Genomic DNA, 18,590 nt, shown 5'->3' on the forward strand with positions numbered 1-18,590 from the left:
GTCTAGTTCTCCTCTTCTTCGCCAAATGGGAACAAGTCAAGTGGGACGTGGACTACGCGGGAGCCATTCTTGTAGGAACGGACCACATCGCGCACCCCCTCGTCCAGGTTGGTTGCAGCAAACAAAATCGAATGACCCTCCGGCAGGTGCGCCATAAGGTCGCCCACCTTGGCTTCGGTGAGTACACCCTCCACGACGGCTAGATGCTCGTTGTTACGGCGACCGGAGAAGTGTGGGTCACTGGCCGACAGATGGAACCCCAGGTTTGCCGCCACCGAAGCGATCAGCGTTTCGCCTGTCGCAGCGTCGGTTAGATGCGTGTATCCGGTCTCTGAGGTGTAGTCGTAGCATGACGGGGCGAGCTTGGCGACGGTGAACCCACCTCCGCCCAGCCAATTCACCACGTCACCAGAGTTTTTCGTCTTGACCAGCGCCTTGAGTGCTTTGATGTCAGCAGACTTCTTGAGGTCGTCGTGCTCCTTGATTGCCTTGTTGAGCAAGCTCGTGAGCTTCTGCGCCTCGTCTGGGGTCATGCCTTCCGGCAGGCCATTGTCTGTGTCGTCGATACGCTCACGCTTTGATGTGGAGATTCCTCCCATGTCTTCGCCGTTCACCACCTTTGTCAGACGAGGGAGTGTAAAGCGGTGAAAGGTGTCTTCCAGGAGTTCGCACGTCACCCAGCGCCGTCCCATTTTTTGAGCTACCGCAGCGGTGGTACCCGAACCGGCAAACACATCGAGGACGATGTCGCCGGGGTTGGTTGCAATGTGGATGATGCGTTCGAGGAGGCGTTCGGGCTTCGGAGTCGAAAATGCGGCCTCGTCAGGAAAAAGTTGGTTCATTTCGGCCTTGGCGGTCCTATTGTGTCCAACATCGTCATGTCCCCAAAAGGACTGGATAGACCTGTCCTGTTTGATTTCGTCAAGGTATCGCTTGAGCTTGAGGCCACCGCGGCCGCCGTCAGTGAAGTACAGGCGTGGCATGGGGGCTCCGTCGTAGATCGAAGTACCATCCGCCAGTGTTTTCAATGGCCCGGAAACGGCAAAATCTAAGACATCATTACGAAGGTTTTCGATTGGGATTCCCGTTGCGCGACTCCGCCTCTCAAGGTCAGGCTCCACTTCGATGTAATCGGCTGTCTCGTTCAACCAGGCATGGAAGTCAGTTCGGTTTTTGCCCCACTGGCGATTCTTGGCGGGATAAATAAACTCACCGGTCACCGGGTTTTGTACACCATAGACTGCTGCAACCTGTCGACCATTCTTGTCCACCGAATGTGGTGCAGCTGGGTTGTCACTAATCCACCTTCTCGGGTCTTTGTCTGGACTGGTGTAAAGATCATCACGAGAAGCTAGACGTGGCAGTTTGTTTGAGACCCAGCCAGGGCACTTGCTGTAAGCAATGATGACATCGTGGTCTATTGAAATTGCTTTAGCGTCGTTTCGAGGAGAATAAGCCTTTTGCCACACCACCTCAGCCACAAAATTCCCCGACCCAAATACCTCGTCCATAAGCATCCGCATCCGGTGGTTTTCCACGTCGTCAAGGTGAACCCAAATCGAGCCGTCCTCGCTCAACAAATCGCGGAGGTGAAGGAGTCGGTCACGCATCATCGTCAGCCACACCGAGTGTTCAAGATTGTCTTCATAGTGGGTGAATGTCTGAGCGGTGTTGAACGGCGGGTCAATGTACACACATTTAACCTTGCCGACATACTTGTCCCGCAACTCCGGCACGCGTGTCAGCGCCTCTAGAACATCCCCGGATTCTCCCTGAATGAGCAAGTTGTCGCTCTGTGGCTCCAACTCGGCTCGTTCCCCGTATTGCACCCCGTCTCGCTTCTCGTTTCGCCGACCCGTCACCGTTTCGAGAACCGTCAAGGTGTGCGTTTCGCAGTACCGTGGGTCGCGGGGGTCGACCCAGGTGTACCCATATTTTCCGGTTTCTGTGGGAATGAGTGCCTTGTCTTTATTGAACCAGGTCAGCTCAAGTTTTTGTGGGGGCATGGTTCCTTCTGAAATTCGTGTCTGAATGTTTGCTGAAAAGTCTTTCTCAATGGTAGCAATTAGGCGGATAGACCCCATTGCTTTTAGTGGCATAGGGTCGCAGTCGGAGGGGCTACTGCGTGCTGGTGAGGATGCCAAGCATCGCGGTGGCGAACTTCCCGTAGCTATCGAGCGCCGGACCAATGGCTGTGAACGCCCCCAGCAGTCGCCCAGGCTGTTTTCCGTTTTCAGTTGCTGCGAGCACCGTGTCGGCTTCCGCGACGTGGCCGTCGTGACGGAGCGCTTCGGCAAGGGCAAGGACCTGTGCTTCAGACACTGCGAGGGTGACATTCTGTGTGTTGCCGGAGCCGATAATTCCCGCGTTTACAGGGGCATTGAAGTTGAAGACTGGGGCCGGAGTTGGCGTTGGTTCGGGGCGAGTGGTGGCAAGACCCGCGGCGACTTCTTCACCGTCGGCGGTCAGATTGCCGCACCACATGACGTGGTACATGTCGGAATGGGATTGCTTGGTCATGTAGCCGTTGTCGATACACCAATGACCGACTTTGACAATGCTCTCGGCAGTAACGCCGTGGCGCTCGCCTAGGGTGGTGGCGTTGAGGTCGCGTAGTGGGTGCTGTCCGACCTCGCGGATCAGGTCGTCGGCGATGGTGTATTTATCGGACTGGGACATTAAGGGCATCTCCTTGGTTTATGGGGGATTGGTCTTATTGCTACCTTATTCCGTTGCCTGGACAACTCCACTGAAAATGTCGCATGAATGTTCGATCCTTGCATTTGGTGGCTGTTTACTGTGGTTGCGTCAGTTGCTGAGTCCCAATCAGTGGCAGAAGTGAATTTGCGGTGCTTACCCGGAGGACAGGGGATTCAGGAAACCTCCCTGCCGGCACCTAGCCACCTGTATACAACCAGCTACCACGTCGTATCAAACGCGATACCACGAATAGTTTGCAGTGAATGGAGGCTCTGCCGTAGCCCACGAACTCTAGGTGCCACTAGGCCGCTGTCCCAGGCTGGAGCAACCCACCGCGACCCCTAAGGGCTTCCAGGCTGCGCGACCGGGCTACCCATTCGATAATGAACCTATGGCTGCGAAGACTCTCAATGAGCGTCAAAAGGAAGTCCTGCATTGGATCAGCGACGGCTGCCCGGCGGACTCGGTTCCACAAGGCAACTACAAGATTTCCGCTCGTACCCTAGAGGGCCACGGTCTCGTGAAAATCAAGGGCCATGGACAGACCTGGAAAGCCACGGTAACTGCGCGAGGTAAACGAGTCCTCGCAGGCACCGAACCATTGGTAAAACAGCGCAAGCGCACCGCAGTCTTTCCACCCCGGCCAATCGAACGCCCGGCGCCCGTTCCTCCGCCACCTCCAAAGCCCAGTGACGAAGTGGTCGAGGCGCTGTACAAGCGTCTGCGCAACCCGAAGGGCGTGGCGTGTCGCGCCCTGTGCTCCGAAGAAGTGTTCAAGACAGTCTGGGAGCCAAGGCTCAAAGCCCTAGCGCACCGCGAGGACCTTATTGGCGAAGACATGGTTTTGCATTACGAGTTTGCCCCGCGGTATTACCTGCGTGAACCGACGTCGCACGTCTGGGTTGGTCTTGTGAAGAAGGTCGTCTTTGACCCCCGCAATCTGGACATTGCAACAGGGGAGAAACGAGTCAACAAGTTTCACCCCATGGTCGGCAAGTTCTCCGAGGGTAAGCACTTCAACGTTTCTCCCCAGACGCAACCCCGTGCCCGCCGTTTACTGCAAGTCCTGTTCAAAGAAGTCGAACGTCTTGGCTGGACAGTGGAGTACGAGAGAGATGAACGGTACTACAGCTATGCCCACAACGTTCCCAGCTATGTGAAAGTGAAGACGAAACACCGAAGCTATGAAGTCAAGGTGGTGGAAGCTCACGACTCCTTCCAACGCGAGCCCACGAAACAGGAAATTGAAGAGCACAGGAGGTGGACTGGAAGCTCTGACATGCCCACACGGAAGTTCTACACCCAAGCCAAAAACGGGCGGCTGAGCATTGAAGTTGGGTTTCGTTCCGTCAGAGACACCAAGCGCAAGCCCGAACGGCTGGACACAGAACTTTCTGACCTCCTTGACGCGCTAGTCGAGATCGAATTGGCCGACAGTGTCCGGGCGGAAATGAAGGAGATTCAAGACTCCGCTTGGCAGCGCCGTCTCGACACCGCAGCGAAGCTCGTAGCGCAGCGCGTTCAGGAAGACCATGAGTGGAAAACCCTGACAGAACAAGCGGCTAGGTGGCATGAGTATGTCTCAGTGCAGCAGTTCTTGGCGGCGGCGCGGGAGGGTGGTGTGGACCCTGACTACCTAGCGTGGAGTGCGCGGGTCGTGGGGCGGGTGAAGCCTTTGTCGGCTGTGAACATTCCAGCTCCCGCAAAGTTCGACCGCTACGACCACCGAGCCGAGATCGAAGCGGTGGCGGGGCGGTTGACGGACGACTTTCAGTGGTGGGACGAGTGACGGTTACTGGTCGGAAATTTCAGTTAAGAGTTTCAGTGCTTGGCATTCTGAGTTCAGGAACGGGGTTCCGTTTCCGTGCCAGGGCAAAGTGTGGGCAGTCTATGAAGGGTAAAAATGCCTAGCGTGCAAGAGTGTTTCTAATTCCTTATGTCGTAGTATTTAATATGAAAAGTTGAGCTGAAAGTGCCTGGCTGATTGTGTCAATACTTTCGATATGAGGAGAGTGTTTCTGTGGGCCGTCGAGTGCTAACCGTCAGTGAAGTCACGTTTCGACAAAAGAGAAATCCTAAAGGGAAATCTTTCGAGCCGGCTGATCTCGACGGGGCCGATCTGTTAGAGGTTTTCGGAGATTGGATCAAGAACCTAAGCTCTGACGACACCAAGGATGATGTTCAGCAAAAGTTCCTCAAGGTAAGTGACTCAAAGCTCGTCGCAGAGCGCGTCTTATTTTTGCAGGTGAGCATTGGTTCCTACGGCGAGGGTGGTGAAGTCATCGAGGTGGAAACCGAAAGGGTAACGGCCAGATTTTCAGAAAATGAGGTGCCAGTCGGAGAGAATCGACTGCTTCTCTTTGTCCCAAAGCGCGGAACGAAAGCCTACCTCTTCTCTGAGGAGTCGTCACGAGGCAGTTCGGGCCGAATTATTTTGAAGAGGTTTAAGAAGTACTTCGGAGAATACTCGACGAAAGTGCTTTGTGAATTTCAATCAGTTGTTGAAAGCGAAGCCTGGATTGAAGCTGCGAAGCTAAAAGAGGTCGAAGTCAGAGTTGAAGGTAGGAGCACTGACGTCGACGGAAATATCGTGGAGACAGGTACCTTGTGTCACATCGCCCGACCGAAAAAGAGGAAGTTCTTTTCCTCCGATCTGCTCGGGAAATTGAGAGACAAAAAGAACATTTCAAAGGTTGTCGGGGTAGGTGAACTACCGGAGGGCCCAGAGGTTTATGTGACCATGGTTCACAACAACCGACAGAAGAAGTTTGAACTCGGAGACATTGAAGCCCCATTAGTCCGAGAAGTGCTCAATGACTCTAACGAACCAGTCTTGACTGACACTGAACTCTTGGCTCGATGTGAAGAGAGGGGCATGGAATTTTGCGAGAGACTAGGTAATGATTGGGAACACTCATGGAGTCGTGCTCTCGCTAAGGAATAGAAGTGAAAAAATCCTCGCTGAAAGGAATAGTTTTAGACCACTTCGGAACCCTTATCGACAACAAAGATAAATCACGTCGATTGGAAGACTGGCTTACCCAAGTTGGGCTACCCATTGTGATCGGGGTGGTTTGCTTTTGTAGGGGCGTCAAACTCGGCGAAGTTGGGACTGCTGTTTCGGGAGTATCAATCGTTTCCGCCTTATTGTGCGCAATGGCAGTATTTCTGTTCCAGCTCCGAGTGGACTTGAGCAAGTCTGACAAAATTTTGCAAAGAGACTACGACTTAGTCGACCAGTGCATGTTCAACACCTTATGGGCAATCGTTTGGGGTATGGGACTCTCGGTTTTCTTGATCGTTTGCGAGGCGGGTGGCTGGCTCAATTCCGCAAAGTCTGGCCCGGTAGTGACCGGAATTGCAGTCGCCGCGTCGGTGCATTTTGTGTTGGTGATTGCAATGTGTCTAAAACGCCTCCGTGAGGCGTATCGGAGAATCGGTATGAAAGACCTCTAGAACTCTTCAAACGAAAGACCGTAGCCCCTCGCCAGTGAAGAAGGAGGGGCTACGGTCGTCCTCTTTTTCAGACTCGGCTGATTTGGAAGGTTAAACCTTACGTCTCAGTGCTAGAGCTAGTCCGGCGAGCGCCAGGAGCGCTAGGGCTAGTGCGGAAACGGTACCGGCGTTAGCACCCGTCACGGCAAGCGCAACACGCTTCGGGGCGGGAGCGGGAGCGGGAGCCTTGGTCGGAGCCGCGGTGGCCGGAACGTCACGCACAACGGTCTCAGTCGTGGTTGCACCCTCCTCAACGCTGTTTAGAAGACTGAAATGGTAGCGGCGTGGTGAGTATCCGGTAGCACCTGAGTGAGTACCCGGTAGCGCAGGGATCACCCAGGTGCCACGGAGACGTTGGAGGGTTACTCGTTGGCTTCTAAGCGCATATTCGGTCCTTCCAGTGTGATGATCTCAGCACCAACGACAAGCCGGTTGAGAATCGACTCTGCAATGACCGCGTCAGGAATCGACGCATACCAGTCTTTCGGGGTGAACTGGGAGGTCACAATCGTCGAGCCGGTATGTTCGCGCGCGGCGAGGATATTAAATATCTGATGCGCCGTGGCAGCATCAATCGGCGTGGTTAAAAAGTCATCCAGGACAAGTACGTCCACGTTGTGGAGTTGCTCAATGAACTTCAACCGGGTGGGGTCATCGGGCTGTAAGACTGCAAGTTGTGTTGCAAGCATGTCCGTGCGGTAGAAACTCGCGGAGTAATCGTTGCGGCACGCCGCGTTGATTAATGCTTGGGCCAGGTAGGTCTTGCCGACCGAGGATTTGCCCAGGATGACAATGTTTTGTCCCAAATGGCACCATTGACCATGAGCGAGTCGGCTGATTTGCTCCGGGTTGATGTTGCTGGCAGGTGTGCACACCACGTTTTCAAGACAAGCATCAAGGTTTGGCGATCGGGATGCTTTCAAAAGTTTGTTGATGCGTCGTTCACGCCTGGCCGCGACTTCCTTATCTAGTGCGTAGAGCACCTTTTGTGAAAACGTCCACGTGTCGAATGCTGGGTCATTAGCAATGTCGATCACTGTTTTACCGAACGCGGTCATACGCAACGCTGTGAAGTCAGCAAGGACAGATTCATCAAGAAATCGATCCATTGGCGGGGTTGAGTTTGTCATGAGTTTCGGGTTCCTTTCTTCATAAGGTTGTCCATGCTGAACTGGTCTGCGCCGCCAAGTAGTGCCCCAGTGGTATCGCGAGGTTCAATCACAGCCGAATCAGGCAAGATTGGTGTAGTAGTGCGTTGTGCTTGGTCGAACCCGCGGGGTCGGGTGGTGTGCTCTTTGCGTACCGCGGCCATCATGTTTTTCACTGCGGTATAGGACACGGCACGTCGGCTGCCATCATGGGATGTCAGGCGCAGGCAGGCCTCTTCCAAAATGGGTTTGTTGGCGTGTTTCCCCATCGACAACACGTTCCGACACGACTGGTAAGCCTGGGCCGGGATTGCTTTTGCTGCGATGAGCTCTTCGATGACTTTGCGTGTTGCCGGCCCAACTTTGCTGGCTTCGCGGTAGAAGTACTCACTCGTCCACAACCCGCGTGTGGTATCCATGCCTGAGGGAATGTGGTCGCAGTCAGTGACATAGGCCCCGCGTGTATGTGAAACCCGGTGGGTTGCAACGGTTTGACTTGCATCAAAGACTGTCAGTACCTGGCCGGTGATACGCACATCGACGGTGCGCCCAACGAGTTGATGCGGTACCGAGTAGCGCACCGTGGCAACAATGATGTGGAAATCTGGTGCGACTTTCGCGCGTTTCCATTCGGTGTGCTGCCATGGTGTTTGCGGCAGATCGGCAAGAAGATGCTGCTCATAGGTTTCAAACAGGTCCCGGCGGCTTGATTGCTGACTCCGAAACGGCGTGACATCGTTAATTACATCGACAAGGCTGACAATCTTGCCATTGAGCTCGTCAAGATCAACGCACTGGTGACCATCGAGTGCATGGATGATCTTGTGTGTGACGATTTTGACTGCGGCTTCCACATTCGCTTTATCTTTCGGTCGACGCGGGCGGGCAGGAAGAGCTGCAGTGTTGTAGTGCTCCAAGAACTGTTCGTAGGTGTCATTGACCTTCCGGTTTCTATCTGACGTACTGATTGCGTTCGACGCAGTCGACGCGTTATCAGGCACGACGACCTGGCAGACACCACCGAAGTATTCGAATGCACACCGGTGAGCATCAAGCCAGGCCTGTTGGCGTTGGTCAGCACACGCTCAGGCAAACAGCATCCCTGAATATGGAAGAGAGGCGACAAAGATACTGACTTTTGCACCCGGTTTCCCGGTTGGGTCAAACAGTCGCATCTTGGTGCCTGCCCAGTCGACTTGCATGGTGTGTCCTGGTGCGTGTGTGATGCGTGCTGAAAGCCCGGTCGCGTCGACATGTGCTGCGACAAGTTGGCGGAACCTGTCGTAGCTGTAGTGCCGCTGCCCCGGCCCGGCTGGGGTGGTGGTGTAGCGTGCCCATAAGACTTGCAGGGTCTGCTTTGTACGTCCTGTGCGGGCTTTGACGACTTTTTCGAAGTCAATCGGGACGGATTCACCTTGCCCGGTACTTCGTTTGTCAACGAACAACTCGTCTAGCTCGTTGTCTGTCAGCGCTGCGACTTGCTCAACGGTGCTAAACCCACAGGTTCGCAGTGTGTGGTTCGCGCGTGCGATTACACGGTGCGAGCACCCGAGTTGTTGTTCTATTTGGCGATAAGAACGCTGTTTGATCAGCAACGTCATTATCGCGCGGTAATCCGTCATGAGCGGACTCCTTCCAGATGATGCCACACCCGTGTGGTGTGGCTACCGGAAGTATGAACGTGAGGAGATGTGCAGCGCTACCAGATACTCACTGTCGTGCTACCGGATAGTCACGACACTGCTACCAAATAGCCGGTCGCAACACAACGCGGCGGGAGCAGCGTGAATTGCGGTGAAACAGTTTTCACCGCTGCCGACGGCCTATTCTATGACAACAGCGATGGGGCATGTGATACAAGCAGAAAAGTTGAGGTCGATCCCAGAAGCCGATTGTACGTTTGAAGCTGCGGATACCGAAGCAGCTATTAGTCGTGAGCACACAATGTGGATGGCATCCAGGACCGGGAGAGGACCGAAAACGTAAACCTAGACGGCACTTGGTGAGGAAAGAGGATTCTTTCTATCGTTATTAAGAGTGCCTACCGCCCGAACAAACTCAAGAGTCCTATCGCTCAAGTGGTCTTGTTCGCTAAGGGCTCCCAGCTCTTTGCTGGTATTTTCTTATGTCTGCGTCTAATGCCCAGTGAGTGAGCGATGCAAAACCGCGTTGAACTCAGGAATGTCGGCTTCTCTTCTTCCTCGAGGGCGATTCTTACTGTCTGCAGCAAGGATTGCATTGCCCACGCGCCCAAGGCCAGGATAGCGATGGCCACGCTAACAAAGTCCAGGCTTGATTCTCATTATCAGCATGGCCCCAGCCAATGGGGCGTTTGGTAAAAAGAGACTTCTAATTAGTCGCTCACCCCTTCGAAAGGTTTGGAGTTTGGACCTGACCCCTGTTTGGTAGACACCTGATATCCAGCCCGGTTGGGTTGGGAAGAAAGGTAATCTACCACCATGCCTAGGTATTCCGAACAGTTCAAACGTGATGCTGTGGCCCTCTATGAAAACAATGAGGACCTTTCACTTCACGCGGCTTCAGCAGAGCTTGGAGTCAATCGTTCCTCGCTTTTCTCCTGGCTTCAGCAATACGGCACCGGCAAACGTGCCCGCACGAAGGCCATGCGCGACAACGCCAAGGAGACGACTGATTCCGAGCGAATCCGCCAGCTAGAAAAAGAGAACGCGAAGCTGCGCGAAGAACGCGATATTCTGCGCAAGGCCGCGAAATATTTTGCCGAAGAGACACGCTGGTGATCCGCTTCCAGTTTGTCTATGACCACCGAACCGAGTACTCGGTCAAGCGGATGTGCCATGTGTTAAAGCTCAATCGCTCCTCGTTTTATAAATGGGTCAACACCCACGAAAATCGCAGGTTAAAGATATGTTCCGATGCCCTTATTGGTGCAAGAATCAAGGCCATCTTTGATGATGAGAACGGGCTTTATGGTGCTAAACGCATCGCTGCAAGCCTCAACGACGATACGGACTTCGGCCCGATCAACCATAAGAAGGTTGCGCGCATCATGAAATCCATGGGGCTAAAAGGCTTTAGCAAACGGCGTCGATGCATCACCACCCGGCGCAAGCCTGGTCACCGTGTCATGCCAGATTTAGTAGGCCGTACATTCACCGCTGACGAGCCGAACCGTGTTTATGTAGGCGACATCACCTACCTGCCGTGTAAGGGCGGTAAGAACATGTACCTGGCCACGGTCATTGACACCTATTCACGAAAACTTGCAGGTTATGCACTCGCAGACCACATGCGTGTCTCACTGGTCATCGAGGCTTTGTCCCATGCCAGCACAGTCCGCGGAAGCCTTGACGGGGCTATTTTCCATTCTGATCATGGAAGTGTGTACACCTCACAGGCGTTTAGGGACCACTGCGCCCAACTTGGTGTACGCCAATCCATGGGCGCGGTGGGAACTAGTGCCGATAATGCCCTGGCAGAATCATTTAACGCCACCTTAAAACGTGAAGTGCTACGTGATCGGAAAGTCTTTGATAATCCCATTATCTGCCGGCAGGAAGTCTTTCGATGGTGCATGCGCTACAACACCCGCAGACGGCACTCCTGGTGCAACCTTCTAGCCCCCAATGACTTCGAAGCACTCACATCAGCTACACTGACCCAAGCAGCATAGCTAACCCCCGACGTGTCTACTTTCCGGGGGTCAGGCCCTTTCTATTCCACAGTACAACCCGGAGGGCGACTATTTGCAGGTCCATCCTTGAACGCATCTAGTGTTACTTCGTCCAACGTAATCGGATCATGGGTCCCGGCGACGTAATTCTGGACTAAAAGCGTGCCACGGGGATGATTCTCGACTTCTGCAATCGTGATTCCACTGAGTTCAGGCACAAATCGGTGCTCATCTTCGCCTCCCTTGTACGTGATTGGGATGACCCAAAACTCTAACTGCGGGTCCGCGATAATCGAGTTCAGTACTGGAGGATTATTGGATGTAGAAGCCGGTAATCGAAGCTCAACGTACCCACCTTGTGGGTGCTTGAGGTTGATCCGTTCACTGAGGGGCGGATCTCCGGGAGTGGTTGATTGAATGAGAAGCTCTACTGATTCAACCTGAATATCACAAGCAATCATATGAACAGTGACACCGCCCGTTTGATCTAGAGAAACAGCGATGTTTCCGGATGGGCTAGCCTCAGCCATCTGATCGAGACCGTCGAAAAATCCACACCCAGACAACGTTAGCCCCAAAAGAACCGAGACGAGCAAAACGGGTCGCTGCCAATTCTTAAGTTTTATTTTTAACATTCTGCCGCTACCTATTCATATTTTTAACTCGTTGATAGCTGTGCATGACCGTATACGCGGAGTCGACAAATCCTCTGCAACGAGTGAATGAACTGTTGTAGGACTCGCGGCATACATATTGCCAATCTCTCCTCAGGGCGGGGTCACATAGATTGGATCGAGCAGTGTAGTTATCCGGATTTAGACCATAGCAAAGATCATGGTAGCTGCAGGGCCCACGAAGATCAGCTGCAATCTTTGTTTTATCGTCGAACCAAAACTGAGGCGAGGGGGCCGTGCAATAGTCATGTAGCGTAGGGTTAACCCCGTTAGGGTTATATACGTATTTGCTCGAAATCGATATAGGGGACTTTATCTGAAAGGTGTAGGGTTTCCCGCTGCTATCCGTGGCAACTACTGTTCCATTTTCAGGCGGATACGCTTGATGCCCGGACTGGACAACCGGTAAGTCCAGCTGAATTTCCCTGAGAAGGTCTACTCCGTAAGCATCGCGGATGAACTTAATCAGAGTATTATCGACCAGCTTTCCGTTACTGAATGTGGTGCCTTCGTCGCCTTTCACAAAATCTCGAACACGAAGTGTTCCACCGGAAAATTCTTGGGTGATGTCAGACTCAGAATCAAGATACTCATCAGAGGTTGGAAATCCGAAGTTGCTCTTTTCGTACCCATTTTTGCCCCATTCCGAAAGTATCGCTCCTTGGACGGCGTGTGCACCCGTTTGAGGAGTCCAATAAATCATTCCGTTTTCAAATACGTTATAGCGTCCTACGCCATCCGGGGTTGTCAACTCATCACTAACAGGATATCCAAGTTCGCCAGTTTGTGCACCCATGGATTGCCATTTGTCGAAAATAGCTCCTTGAATGCTGGCTTGACTTGCCGGTAGCGCATTGTGAGTGTAGACGTGTCCACCTTGGAAATCTTGTCTGTACCAAGCATTACCCTGGGCAATGTCACTTGTTATGGGGTAGCCAAGAAATCCACCCTCCCAGCCATGCCGTTCCCAGACCTTGGAAACTGGAATGCTGACCGTATGCGCTCCAGTCTCGGGTCGCCAGTAAATAAATCCATTAACAAACTCTGAGCGTTTCCCAATTCCATCTGGATTGGTGAGTTCATTAGATTTAGGAAGGAGGAGGAAGCTGGTCGGTCCACCGATACTGTCATACTTTTCCTTGATTAGACCGCATACTTCGAAACTTGTAGGCCAGTACACTCCGCAACCTTGACGGGCATTCAAAGTCGGTGCGGTTGGGGAGGCGAGCTGTGCTTCTCGGATTTCAGCCTGGTCAGCTTCAACTTTGCTGACGCCGGCAGGAATATCTTCCATGTCAGAACGCATCTGACCAGGAACCAGTTTATTCTTTGGATCTGAGGTTGGATGCCACTCTGCTAGCCCCTGCGGATTGAGTTCGTCTTCCGTGGCTTGATTGACCTCATACCACTCAGCGCCGGGTGGGGTCGGAATATCCCATTGTGCAAATGGCCCGTCTCCTATGTGTGAAGTATCCGCTTCATTATCGGAAATAGGGGACTGATCAGAAATAGGGGACTGAGGAGTTTCTGATAGATGTTGCTGTTGGTTCTGGCGAGACGAGCCAGAAAAAGATGATTGGGCTACCGCAGTGGCGGGCATGCTACTTAACAACATGCCCGCTATGACAACGGCAAGACTCTTTCGAGAGAGAATTTTCATTGTGGCCCTTTGATGATTTGAGAAGAGAGTTCTTCTAGAACGGCATAATAGATATTGCTATGTCATTTCGTAGCCAAACGAGAAAACTTCTTTATTTTCTAGGCCACTGATCGTGTTGTTTTATATATTTTTCAGCAACGGTTTCTTCGCCTCGTCGGCTTAGGTGCCTGTATCGCCGCGGCCTAACCCACATTGCTAATAATCATTGTTGTGGAACAGGAAGCGAACCTGGGTAAACGGGCCCTTCCGGTTTTAGAGTGCGTTGGTTTTGTCCTGTAGTTGTCCGGAGTGGATTAGGCATCGCAAGATGTAGTGGTTGAGGTTTTTAAATCCTAGGGCGATGCCGCGTAGGTGTTCGAGTCTGCCGTTGATTGCTTCGACGGGGCCGTTGGATGCGCCGATATCAAAGTAGGCGAGCAGCGTCTTTGCGTCGACGCCACAGGGTGCGCCCCAGTTGGGCGAGCTCTTCTAAGCCTTTCGGTAATCCTTTACGCAGCGTATGGATGATGCGTTCCATGAGCTTTTTGCCTTCCGATTTCTTCGGATGCGCGTACGCTGCGACCTCATGTCTTGGTAGAGCAGCCACGTTACTTCCAGGCACACGTAGTCGTCATCGGTGGCCCACAACACTTCTAAGCGTTGCTTTTGCCGCTCGGTGAGATAGTTCGTCCTGGTCAACAGTGTGCACCGGTGCTTGTACAGTGGGTCATCTTTGCGTCCGCGGCGCCCGGTGGTCTCACGTTGGAGTCGCTGTCGGCAACTGGTGAGCTTGTCGGCTGCTAGATGCACCACATGGAAAGGGTCCATGACTTTGTCTGCTTGTGGTAGTTGCTCTTCGACTGCGGTGGCATAACCGGTGAACCCATCCATGGTCACCACCTGTATCTGTTCACGGAAGCTGGGGTCGCGCTCTTTAAGCCACCCGCTTCAGCACGTCGGCGGATCTGCCTGGTCGCATGTCTAACAAACGTGCAGGCCCACGCCCGTCTACCAGCGGGGTGAGGTCAACAAGTATGGTCACCAGGTTTGATGCCTGACCTGGTTTTCTGGTGTGTTTCCATACATGTTCATCGACTCCAAGAATGCGAACCCCGTCTAGGTGACAAGGGTCGCCGTAGACAAGCTGGCGGCAGGCATCTAGTGCGACCTGGTTGACCAGGTCCCAGCCCACACCGAGTGCTTTGGCGGTAGCGGACACACTCATTCGATCTATGGCTAGGCGTTGCAGGATCCAGCGGGTGACCCGATAAGTGAGCTTGGCGCCGTCATCAGCGCAGGTTAAAGATTCTTGGAAGATCCTCCTCTTACATGAGTCGGCTGTGCACCGGAATCTGGGTACTTTTACGTGCAGCCTGGTGGGGAATCCGACGACAGGAAGATCAACGAGTCGACGGGTGATGGGCCTGACCCCCGGAAAGTAGACACGTCGGGGGGTTAGCTATGCTGCTTTGGTCAGTGTAGCTGATGTGAGTGCTTCGAAGTCATTGGGGGCTAGAAGGTTGCACCAGGAGTGTCGTCTGCGCGTGTTGTAGCGCATGCACCACCGGAAGACTTCCTGGCGGCAGGCGATCGGATTGTCAAAGACTTTCCGATCACGTAGCACTTCACGTTTTAAGGTGGCGTTAAATGATTCTGCTAGGGCGTTATCCGCACTCGTTCCTACCGCGCCCATGGATTGGCGCACACCCAACGACGAGCAATAGCTTCTAAAGGTTTGTGAGGTGTACACACTGCCGTGATCGGAATGGAATACAGCCCCGTCAAGACTGCTACGCACACCGTGGGCGTGGGCTAGTGCATCGACGACCAGTGAGACGCGCATGTGGTCTGCGAGCGCATAACCTGCAAGTTTCCGTGAATAGGTGTCAATGACTGTGGCCAAATACATGTTCTTGCCACCCTTACAGGGCAGGTAGGTGATGTCGCCAACATAGACGCGGTTCGGCTCGTTGGCTGTGAATTTACGGCCTACTAAATCTGGCATGACGCGGTGTCCAGGCTTGCGCCTGGTAGTGACACATCGACGTTGTTTAGTAAAAGCCTTTTAGCCCCATGGCTTTCATGATGCGTGCGACCTTCTTGTGGTTTATCGGGCCGAAATCCGTATCACTGTTGAGGCTTGCAGCGATGCGTTTAGCACCATAAAGCCCGTGCTCATCATTGAAGATGGTTGTAATTCTCGCACCAATAAGGGCATCGGAACACGTCTTTAACCTGCGTTTTTCACGGGTTTGGACCCATTTATAGAACGAGGAACGATTGAGCTTTAACACGTGGCACATCCGCTTGACCGAGTACTCGGTTCGGTGGTCATAGACAAACTGGAAGCGGATCACCAGCGTGTCTCTTTAAGCAAAATATTTAGCAGCTTTACGTAGAATATCGCGTTCTTCGCGCAGCTTCGGGACTTCTTTTTCGAGCTGGCGGATTCGCTCGGAATCAGTCGTCTCCTTGGCGTTGTCGCGCATGGCCTTCGTGCGGGCACGTTTGCCGGTGCCGTACTGCTGAAGCCAGGAGAAAAGCGAGGAACGATTGACTCCAAGCTCTGCTGAAGCCGCGTGAAGTGAAAGGTCCTCATTGTTTTCATAGAGGGCCACAGCATCACGTTTGAACTGTTCGGAGTACCTAGACATGGTGGTAGATTACCTTTCTTCCCAACCCAACCGGGCTGGATATCAGGTGTCTACCAAACAGGGGTCAGGTCCATACTCGCCAGGCTCCGCGGTCGACCATTACCAGCGGCCCATGCGTGCCGCCGGCTGGAGGTTGCTCGGTGACATTCCAAACAAGCAGGCCGCACGGGGTATCCAGGGCGAGTATGAGGGCATTGCATTTGTGGACGGACAAGCATACTGTCCGGCGATTAAGGCAATGCCGCAGCTTCTGGACCCACGTGCAGCGCTGGACGCGAGTGACATCAATGCGGAACAATTCGAGCGCCTCGTTGCCCAGCGTGAAAACCTGCGTATGCGGACGAAGCAAGTCAATGAAGATGGTTCCATTCGCTTCGCATGCCCGGCTCTAGAGGGCAAGGTGTCCTGTCCAGCTCGCAAGAACGACTCACAGGCTAAGAGGGCGGCGGCAAGACGAACCCTTGGTGGTCGGGCGCCGCTGCCATTGTCTGTCAAACAGGTTCCTGTCGAGCGTCAACTGGGCAAAGCTTGTTCTGGTAAGTCTGTCACCGTTCCGCTCTATCTTGACAAAGGCGGCGTGGACAACATCAACAAGCACCTTCACCAGGGGCCGGCCGCCTATACGCAGGAATGGCACGACACCTACAAGCGCGGCCGTGCTGCCATCGAAGCCCGAAACGCTAGTGCCAAGCACGATGTCTCGCTTGGGCTTGGAGATCGAGCGAAGCGCGGCATGCGCGGCTTTGATGGCTTCGCCATGCTTCTGACCGTTCTTGTCGCCGCGTCGAACGCGCTTCGAGTCATTGGCTACCTCAAACGCGGACGCGACGCCGAACTTGCTCCGACGCCTCCGCGCGGAGGGCGTCCTCGCAAGAAGCGCTTTGATGATCATGTCATTGGGCTGGCGTGGGGCAACGCGCCGCCCGCCGAAGAGGCTGCATAGGAGGCCACGAGACCCTGTTTGGGGTCCGTGGTCTAACGGCCGTGAGTTGGCGTGATGCTCAGGTCATGCCGGCGGCGAATACTACGGAAAATGGTCCGTGGATAGACAAAAATGCGGCCCCGTGGACACTCTTGCGGTGAAAGTCCACGGGGCCGGGCTATTTGTTAGAGATTCGCAAATCTCAGCAGGCTAGAACCGTAAAAGTCCCAGGGCGTTTAGCAGTCGTAGTACATTTCAAACTCGAGCGGCGTCGGGCGCAGGCGGGAAGGAGCGATTTCCTTTTCGTTCTTGTACTGCAGGTAGGTCTCGATGAGATCCTCAGTGAATACGTCGCCCTCGGTCAGGAACTCGTTGTCCTCCTCCAGAGCGCGCAGGGAAGTCTCAAGGCTGGTTGGTGCCTGCGGGATGGAAGCCTGCTCTGCCGGCGGCAGCTCGTAAAGGTCTTTGTCGACCGGTGCGTGCGGCTCGATGCGGTTCTTGATGCCGTCCAAGCCAGCCATCATCATGGCTGCGAAACCGAAGTATGGGTTGCCCGATGGATCCGGTGCGCGGAACTCGATACGCTTTGCCTTTGGGTTGGAGCCGGTGATCGGAATGCGGATCGCCGCAGAGCGGTTGCGCTGGGAGTAAACGAGGTTGATTGGAGCCTCGAAGCCCGGCACAAGGCGGTGGTAGGAGTTCAGGGTTGGGTTGGTAAACGCCAAAACAGCCGGTGCGTGGTGGAGGATACCGCCGATGTAGTAACGAGCGATGTCGGAGAGGCCACCGTAGCCTGCCTCATCGTAGAACAGCGGCTTGCCGTCCTTCCACAGAGACATGTGGGCGTGCATACCGGAGCCGTTGTCGCCAGCCAGTGGCTTTGGCATGAAGGTTGCGGACTTGCCGTACAAAGCAGCGGTGTTTTTGATGATGTACTTGAAGGTCTGGATATCATCAGCCGCGTGCAGCAGGGAGTTGAAGCGGTAGTTGATCTCGTTCTGGCCACCGCCGACCTCGTGGTGGAAACGCTCGATGGTAAATCCTGCCTCCTGCAGGTTGCGTACCATTGCGTCGCGGATTTCGCCGTGCTTATCGACGGGCGCGGTGGGGAAGTAACCACCCTTAATGCGGGTCTTGTAGCCGGTGTTTGGATTGCCATCGAAGTCGGCCTCGTTGCCGCGGTTCCACCAACCCTCGTCGGTGTCTACCTCGTAGAAGCCGTGCTCCACGTCGGTGGAGTAGCGCACGGAGTCGAAAAGGTAGAACTCTGCCTCAGCGCCGAAGTTACAAACGTCAGCGATACCGGTGGAGGCGAGATACTCCTCGGCCTTCATTGCGACGTTGCGTGGGTCGCGGGAGAAGGGCTCCAAGGTGAAAGGATCGTTGACGAAGAACTTGATGTTCAGCGTCTTGGAGGAGCGGAATGGGTCCACGATGGCGGTTGCTGGGTCTGGCAGCAGGGTCATATCAGACTCATCGATGGAGGTAAAGCCGCGGATCGAAGAGCCGTCGAATGCTAGGCCCTCTTCAGCTGCTTCCACCGTGAATTCAGATGCCGGAATGGAAAAGTGGTGCTCGGTACCGGGGACGTCGGTGAAGCGAATATCGACGAACTCTACGTCCTCTGCCTCAATGAAGTTGACGATCTCCTGGACGGACTCGAAAGACACTGTTTTGTCTCCTCAGGGTTTAGAAAAATGTTCTTT

Annotated in this window: 16 protein-coding genes and 2 pseudogenes; 6 read left to right on the forward strand and 12 right to left on the reverse strand. The window is 54.0% G+C overall.

Annotation, left to right across the window (positions count from 1 at the left end; all coding sequences use genetic code 11):
- Nucleotides 1-2: 2 nt before the first annotated feature.
- Complete coding sequence (locus I6I72_RS11360) at nucleotides 3-2,006, reverse strand: site-specific DNA-methyltransferase (RefSeq protein WP_201807875.1); 2,004 nt, start codon at nucleotides 2,004-2,006, stop codon at nucleotides 3-5.
- Between the two features lie 112 nt (nucleotides 2,007-2,118).
- Entirely contained in the window at nucleotides 2,119-2,679 is a 561-nt protein-coding gene (locus tag I6I72_RS11365; protein ID WP_049147640.1) for a hypothetical protein, read from the reverse strand.
- A 412-nt stretch (nucleotides 2,680-3,091) separates the two neighbouring features.
- Between I6I72_RS11365 and I6I72_RS11370 the strand changes: the two genes are divergently transcribed.
- The 3 genes from I6I72_RS11370 to I6I72_RS11380 all read left to right on the forward strand — a co-directional run bounded on the left by I6I72_RS11370 (nucleotide 3,092) and on the right by I6I72_RS11380 (nucleotide 6,156).
- Nucleotides 3,092-4,489, forward strand: a complete 1,398-nt coding sequence (locus I6I72_RS11370) for a hypothetical protein (protein ID WP_201806898.1) — start codon at nucleotides 3,092-3,094, stop codon at nucleotides 4,487-4,489.
- A 231-nt stretch (nucleotides 4,490-4,720) separates the two neighbouring features.
- The gene (locus tag I6I72_RS11375) at nucleotides 4,721-5,644 is read left to right on the forward strand and encodes a hypothetical protein (RefSeq protein ID WP_201806901.1); all 924 of its coding nucleotides are present in this window, start codon (nucleotides 4,721-4,723) and stop codon (nucleotides 5,642-5,644) included.
- A 2-nt stretch (nucleotides 5,645-5,646) separates the two neighbouring features.
- A complete protein-coding gene (locus I6I72_RS11380) occupies nucleotides 5,647-6,156 on the forward strand; it encodes a hypothetical protein (protein ID WP_065420408.1) in 510 nt (169 codons plus the stop codon).
- A gap of 90 nt (nucleotides 6,157-6,246) precedes the next feature.
- Here I6I72_RS11380 and I6I72_RS11385 read toward each other — a convergent pair whose 3' ends face one another.
- The 4 genes from I6I72_RS11385 to I6I72_RS13775 all read right to left on the reverse strand — a co-directional run bounded on the left by I6I72_RS11385 (nucleotide 6,247) and on the right by I6I72_RS13775 (nucleotide 8,965).
- On the reverse strand, nucleotides 6,247-6,417 hold the full coding sequence (locus I6I72_RS11385) for a hypothetical protein (protein ID WP_201806904.1): 171 nt from the start codon (nucleotides 6,415-6,417) through the stop codon (nucleotides 6,247-6,249).
- A gap of 140 nt (nucleotides 6,418-6,557) precedes the next feature.
- Complete coding sequence (locus I6I72_RS11390; protein ID WP_080986236.1) at nucleotides 6,558-7,325, reverse strand: ATP-binding protein; 768 nt, start codon at nucleotides 7,323-7,325, stop codon at nucleotides 6,558-6,560.
- Nucleotides 7,322-8,260: a Mu transposase domain-containing protein gene (locus I6I72_RS13770; RefSeq protein ID WP_236592628.1), complete on the reverse strand. Its 939-nt coding sequence runs from the start codon at nucleotides 8,258-8,260 to the stop codon at nucleotides 7,322-7,324. The genes I6I72_RS11390 and I6I72_RS13770 overlap by 4 nt, the downstream gene beginning before the upstream one ends.
- A 168-nt stretch (nucleotides 8,261-8,428) precedes the next feature.
- Nucleotides 8,429-8,965 (reverse strand): hypothetical protein, encoded by a 537-nt coding sequence (locus tag I6I72_RS13775; protein WP_236592629.1) that lies wholly within the window; start codon nucleotides 8,963-8,965, stop codon nucleotides 8,429-8,431.
- A gap of 172 nt (nucleotides 8,966-9,137) precedes the next feature.
- Between I6I72_RS13775 and I6I72_RS13935 the strand changes: the two genes are divergently transcribed.
- Together I6I72_RS13935 and I6I72_RS11400 are read left to right on the forward strand one after the other, a co-directional pair.
- Complete coding sequence (locus I6I72_RS13935; protein ID WP_305764321.1) at nucleotides 9,138-9,329, forward strand: hypothetical protein; 192 nt, start codon at nucleotides 9,138-9,140, stop codon at nucleotides 9,327-9,329.
- Between the two features lie 473 nt (nucleotides 9,330-9,802).
- Nucleotides 9,803-10,995, forward strand: a protein-coding gene (locus I6I72_RS11400) for an IS3 family transposase (protein WP_370633393.1) whose coding sequence is annotated in 2 segments (ribosomal slippage) — nucleotides 9,803-10,085 and nucleotides 10,085-10,995 — 1,194 coding nt in all. Because the reading frame shifts where the segments join, the coding sequence is not laid out codon by codon here.
- A 41-nt stretch (nucleotides 10,996-11,036) separates the two neighbouring features.
- Here I6I72_RS11400 and I6I72_RS11405 read toward each other — a convergent pair.
- From I6I72_RS11405 to I6I72_RS11420, 5 genes and pseudogenes are all read right to left on the reverse strand, one after another.
- Nucleotides 11,037-11,630, reverse strand: coding sequence for a hypothetical protein (locus I6I72_RS11405; RefSeq protein WP_049062777.1), 594 nt, complete (start codon nucleotides 11,628-11,630; stop codon nucleotides 11,037-11,039).
- A gap of 7 nt (nucleotides 11,631-11,637) precedes the next feature.
- Nucleotides 11,638-13,329: an LGFP repeat-containing protein gene (locus tag I6I72_RS11410; protein ID WP_005528623.1), complete on the reverse strand. Its 1,692-nt coding sequence runs from the start codon at nucleotides 13,327-13,329 to the stop codon at nucleotides 11,638-11,640.
- Between the two features lie 252 nt (nucleotides 13,330-13,581).
- Nucleotides 13,582-14,199: pseudogene (locus tag I6I72_RS14020) on the reverse strand (ISL3 family transposase).
- A gap of 43 nt (nucleotides 14,200-14,242) precedes the next feature.
- Nucleotides 14,243-14,533 (reverse strand): hypothetical protein, encoded by a 291-nt coding sequence (locus tag I6I72_RS14025; RefSeq protein WP_407644961.1) that lies wholly within the window; start codon nucleotides 14,531-14,533, stop codon nucleotides 14,243-14,245.
- A 234-nt stretch (nucleotides 14,534-14,767) separates the two neighbouring features.
- Nucleotides 14,768-15,962: pseudogene (locus I6I72_RS11420) on the reverse strand (IS3 family transposase).
- Nucleotides 15,963-16,074: 112 nt separating this feature from the next.
- On the opposite strand from I6I72_RS11420, the gene I6I72_RS11425 reads away from it, so the two are divergent.
- Nucleotides 16,075-16,905 (forward strand): hypothetical protein, encoded by an 831-nt coding sequence (locus I6I72_RS11425; RefSeq protein WP_049147239.1) that lies wholly within the window; start codon nucleotides 16,075-16,077, stop codon nucleotides 16,903-16,905.
- 215 nt (nucleotides 16,906-17,120) lie between these two features.
- On the opposite strand, the gene glnA is transcribed toward I6I72_RS11425, so the two are convergent.
- Entirely contained in the window at nucleotides 17,121-18,554 is a 1,434-nt protein-coding gene (gene glnA, locus I6I72_RS11430) for a type I glutamate--ammonia ligase (RefSeq protein WP_049147237.1), read from the reverse strand.
- Nucleotides 18,555-18,590 lie beyond the last annotated feature (36 nt).

Source organism: Corynebacterium striatum, from assembly GCF_016728105.1.
Lineage (GTDB): Bacteria > Actinomycetota > Actinomycetes > Mycobacteriales > Mycobacteriaceae > Corynebacterium > Corynebacterium striatum.

What these genes read in the sequence shown, in the direction of transcription:
- I6I72_RS11390 (WP_080986236.1), bottom strand. Translation starts at nt 7,325, where the DNA reads ATGACAAACTCAACCCCGCCAATGGATCGATTTCTTGATGAATCTGTC.
- I6I72_RS11365 (WP_049147640.1), bottom strand. Translation starts at nt 2,679, where the DNA reads ATGTCCCAGTCCGATAAATACACCATCGCCGACGACCTGATCCGCGAG.
- I6I72_RS11410 (WP_005528623.1), bottom strand. Translation starts at nt 13,329, where the DNA reads ATGAAAATTCTCTCTCGAAAGAGTCTTGCCGTTGTCATAGCGGGCATG.
- I6I72_RS11425 (WP_049147239.1), top strand. Translation starts at nt 16,075, where the DNA reads ATGCGTGCCGCCGGCTGGAGGTTGCTCGGTGACATTCCAAACAAGCAG.
- I6I72_RS11370 (WP_201806898.1), top strand. Translation starts at nt 3,092, where the DNA reads ATGGCTGCGAAGACTCTCAATGAGCGTCAAAAGGAAGTCCTGCATTGG.
- I6I72_RS14025 (WP_407644961.1), bottom strand. Translation starts at nt 14,533, where the DNA reads ATGAGTGTGTCCGCTACCGCCAAAGCACTCGGTGTGGGCTGGGACCTG.
- I6I72_RS11405 (WP_049062777.1), bottom strand. Translation starts at nt 11,630, where the DNA reads ATGTTAAAAATAAAACTTAAGAATTGGCAGCGACCCGTTTTGCTCGTC.
- I6I72_RS13775 (WP_236592629.1), bottom strand. Translation starts at nt 8,965, where the DNA reads ATGACGGATTACCGCGCGATAATGACGTTGCTGATCAAACAGCGTTCT.
- I6I72_RS11360 (WP_201807875.1), bottom strand. Translation starts at nt 2,006, where the DNA reads ATGCCCCCACAAAAACTTGAGCTGACCTGGTTCAATAAAGACAAGGCA.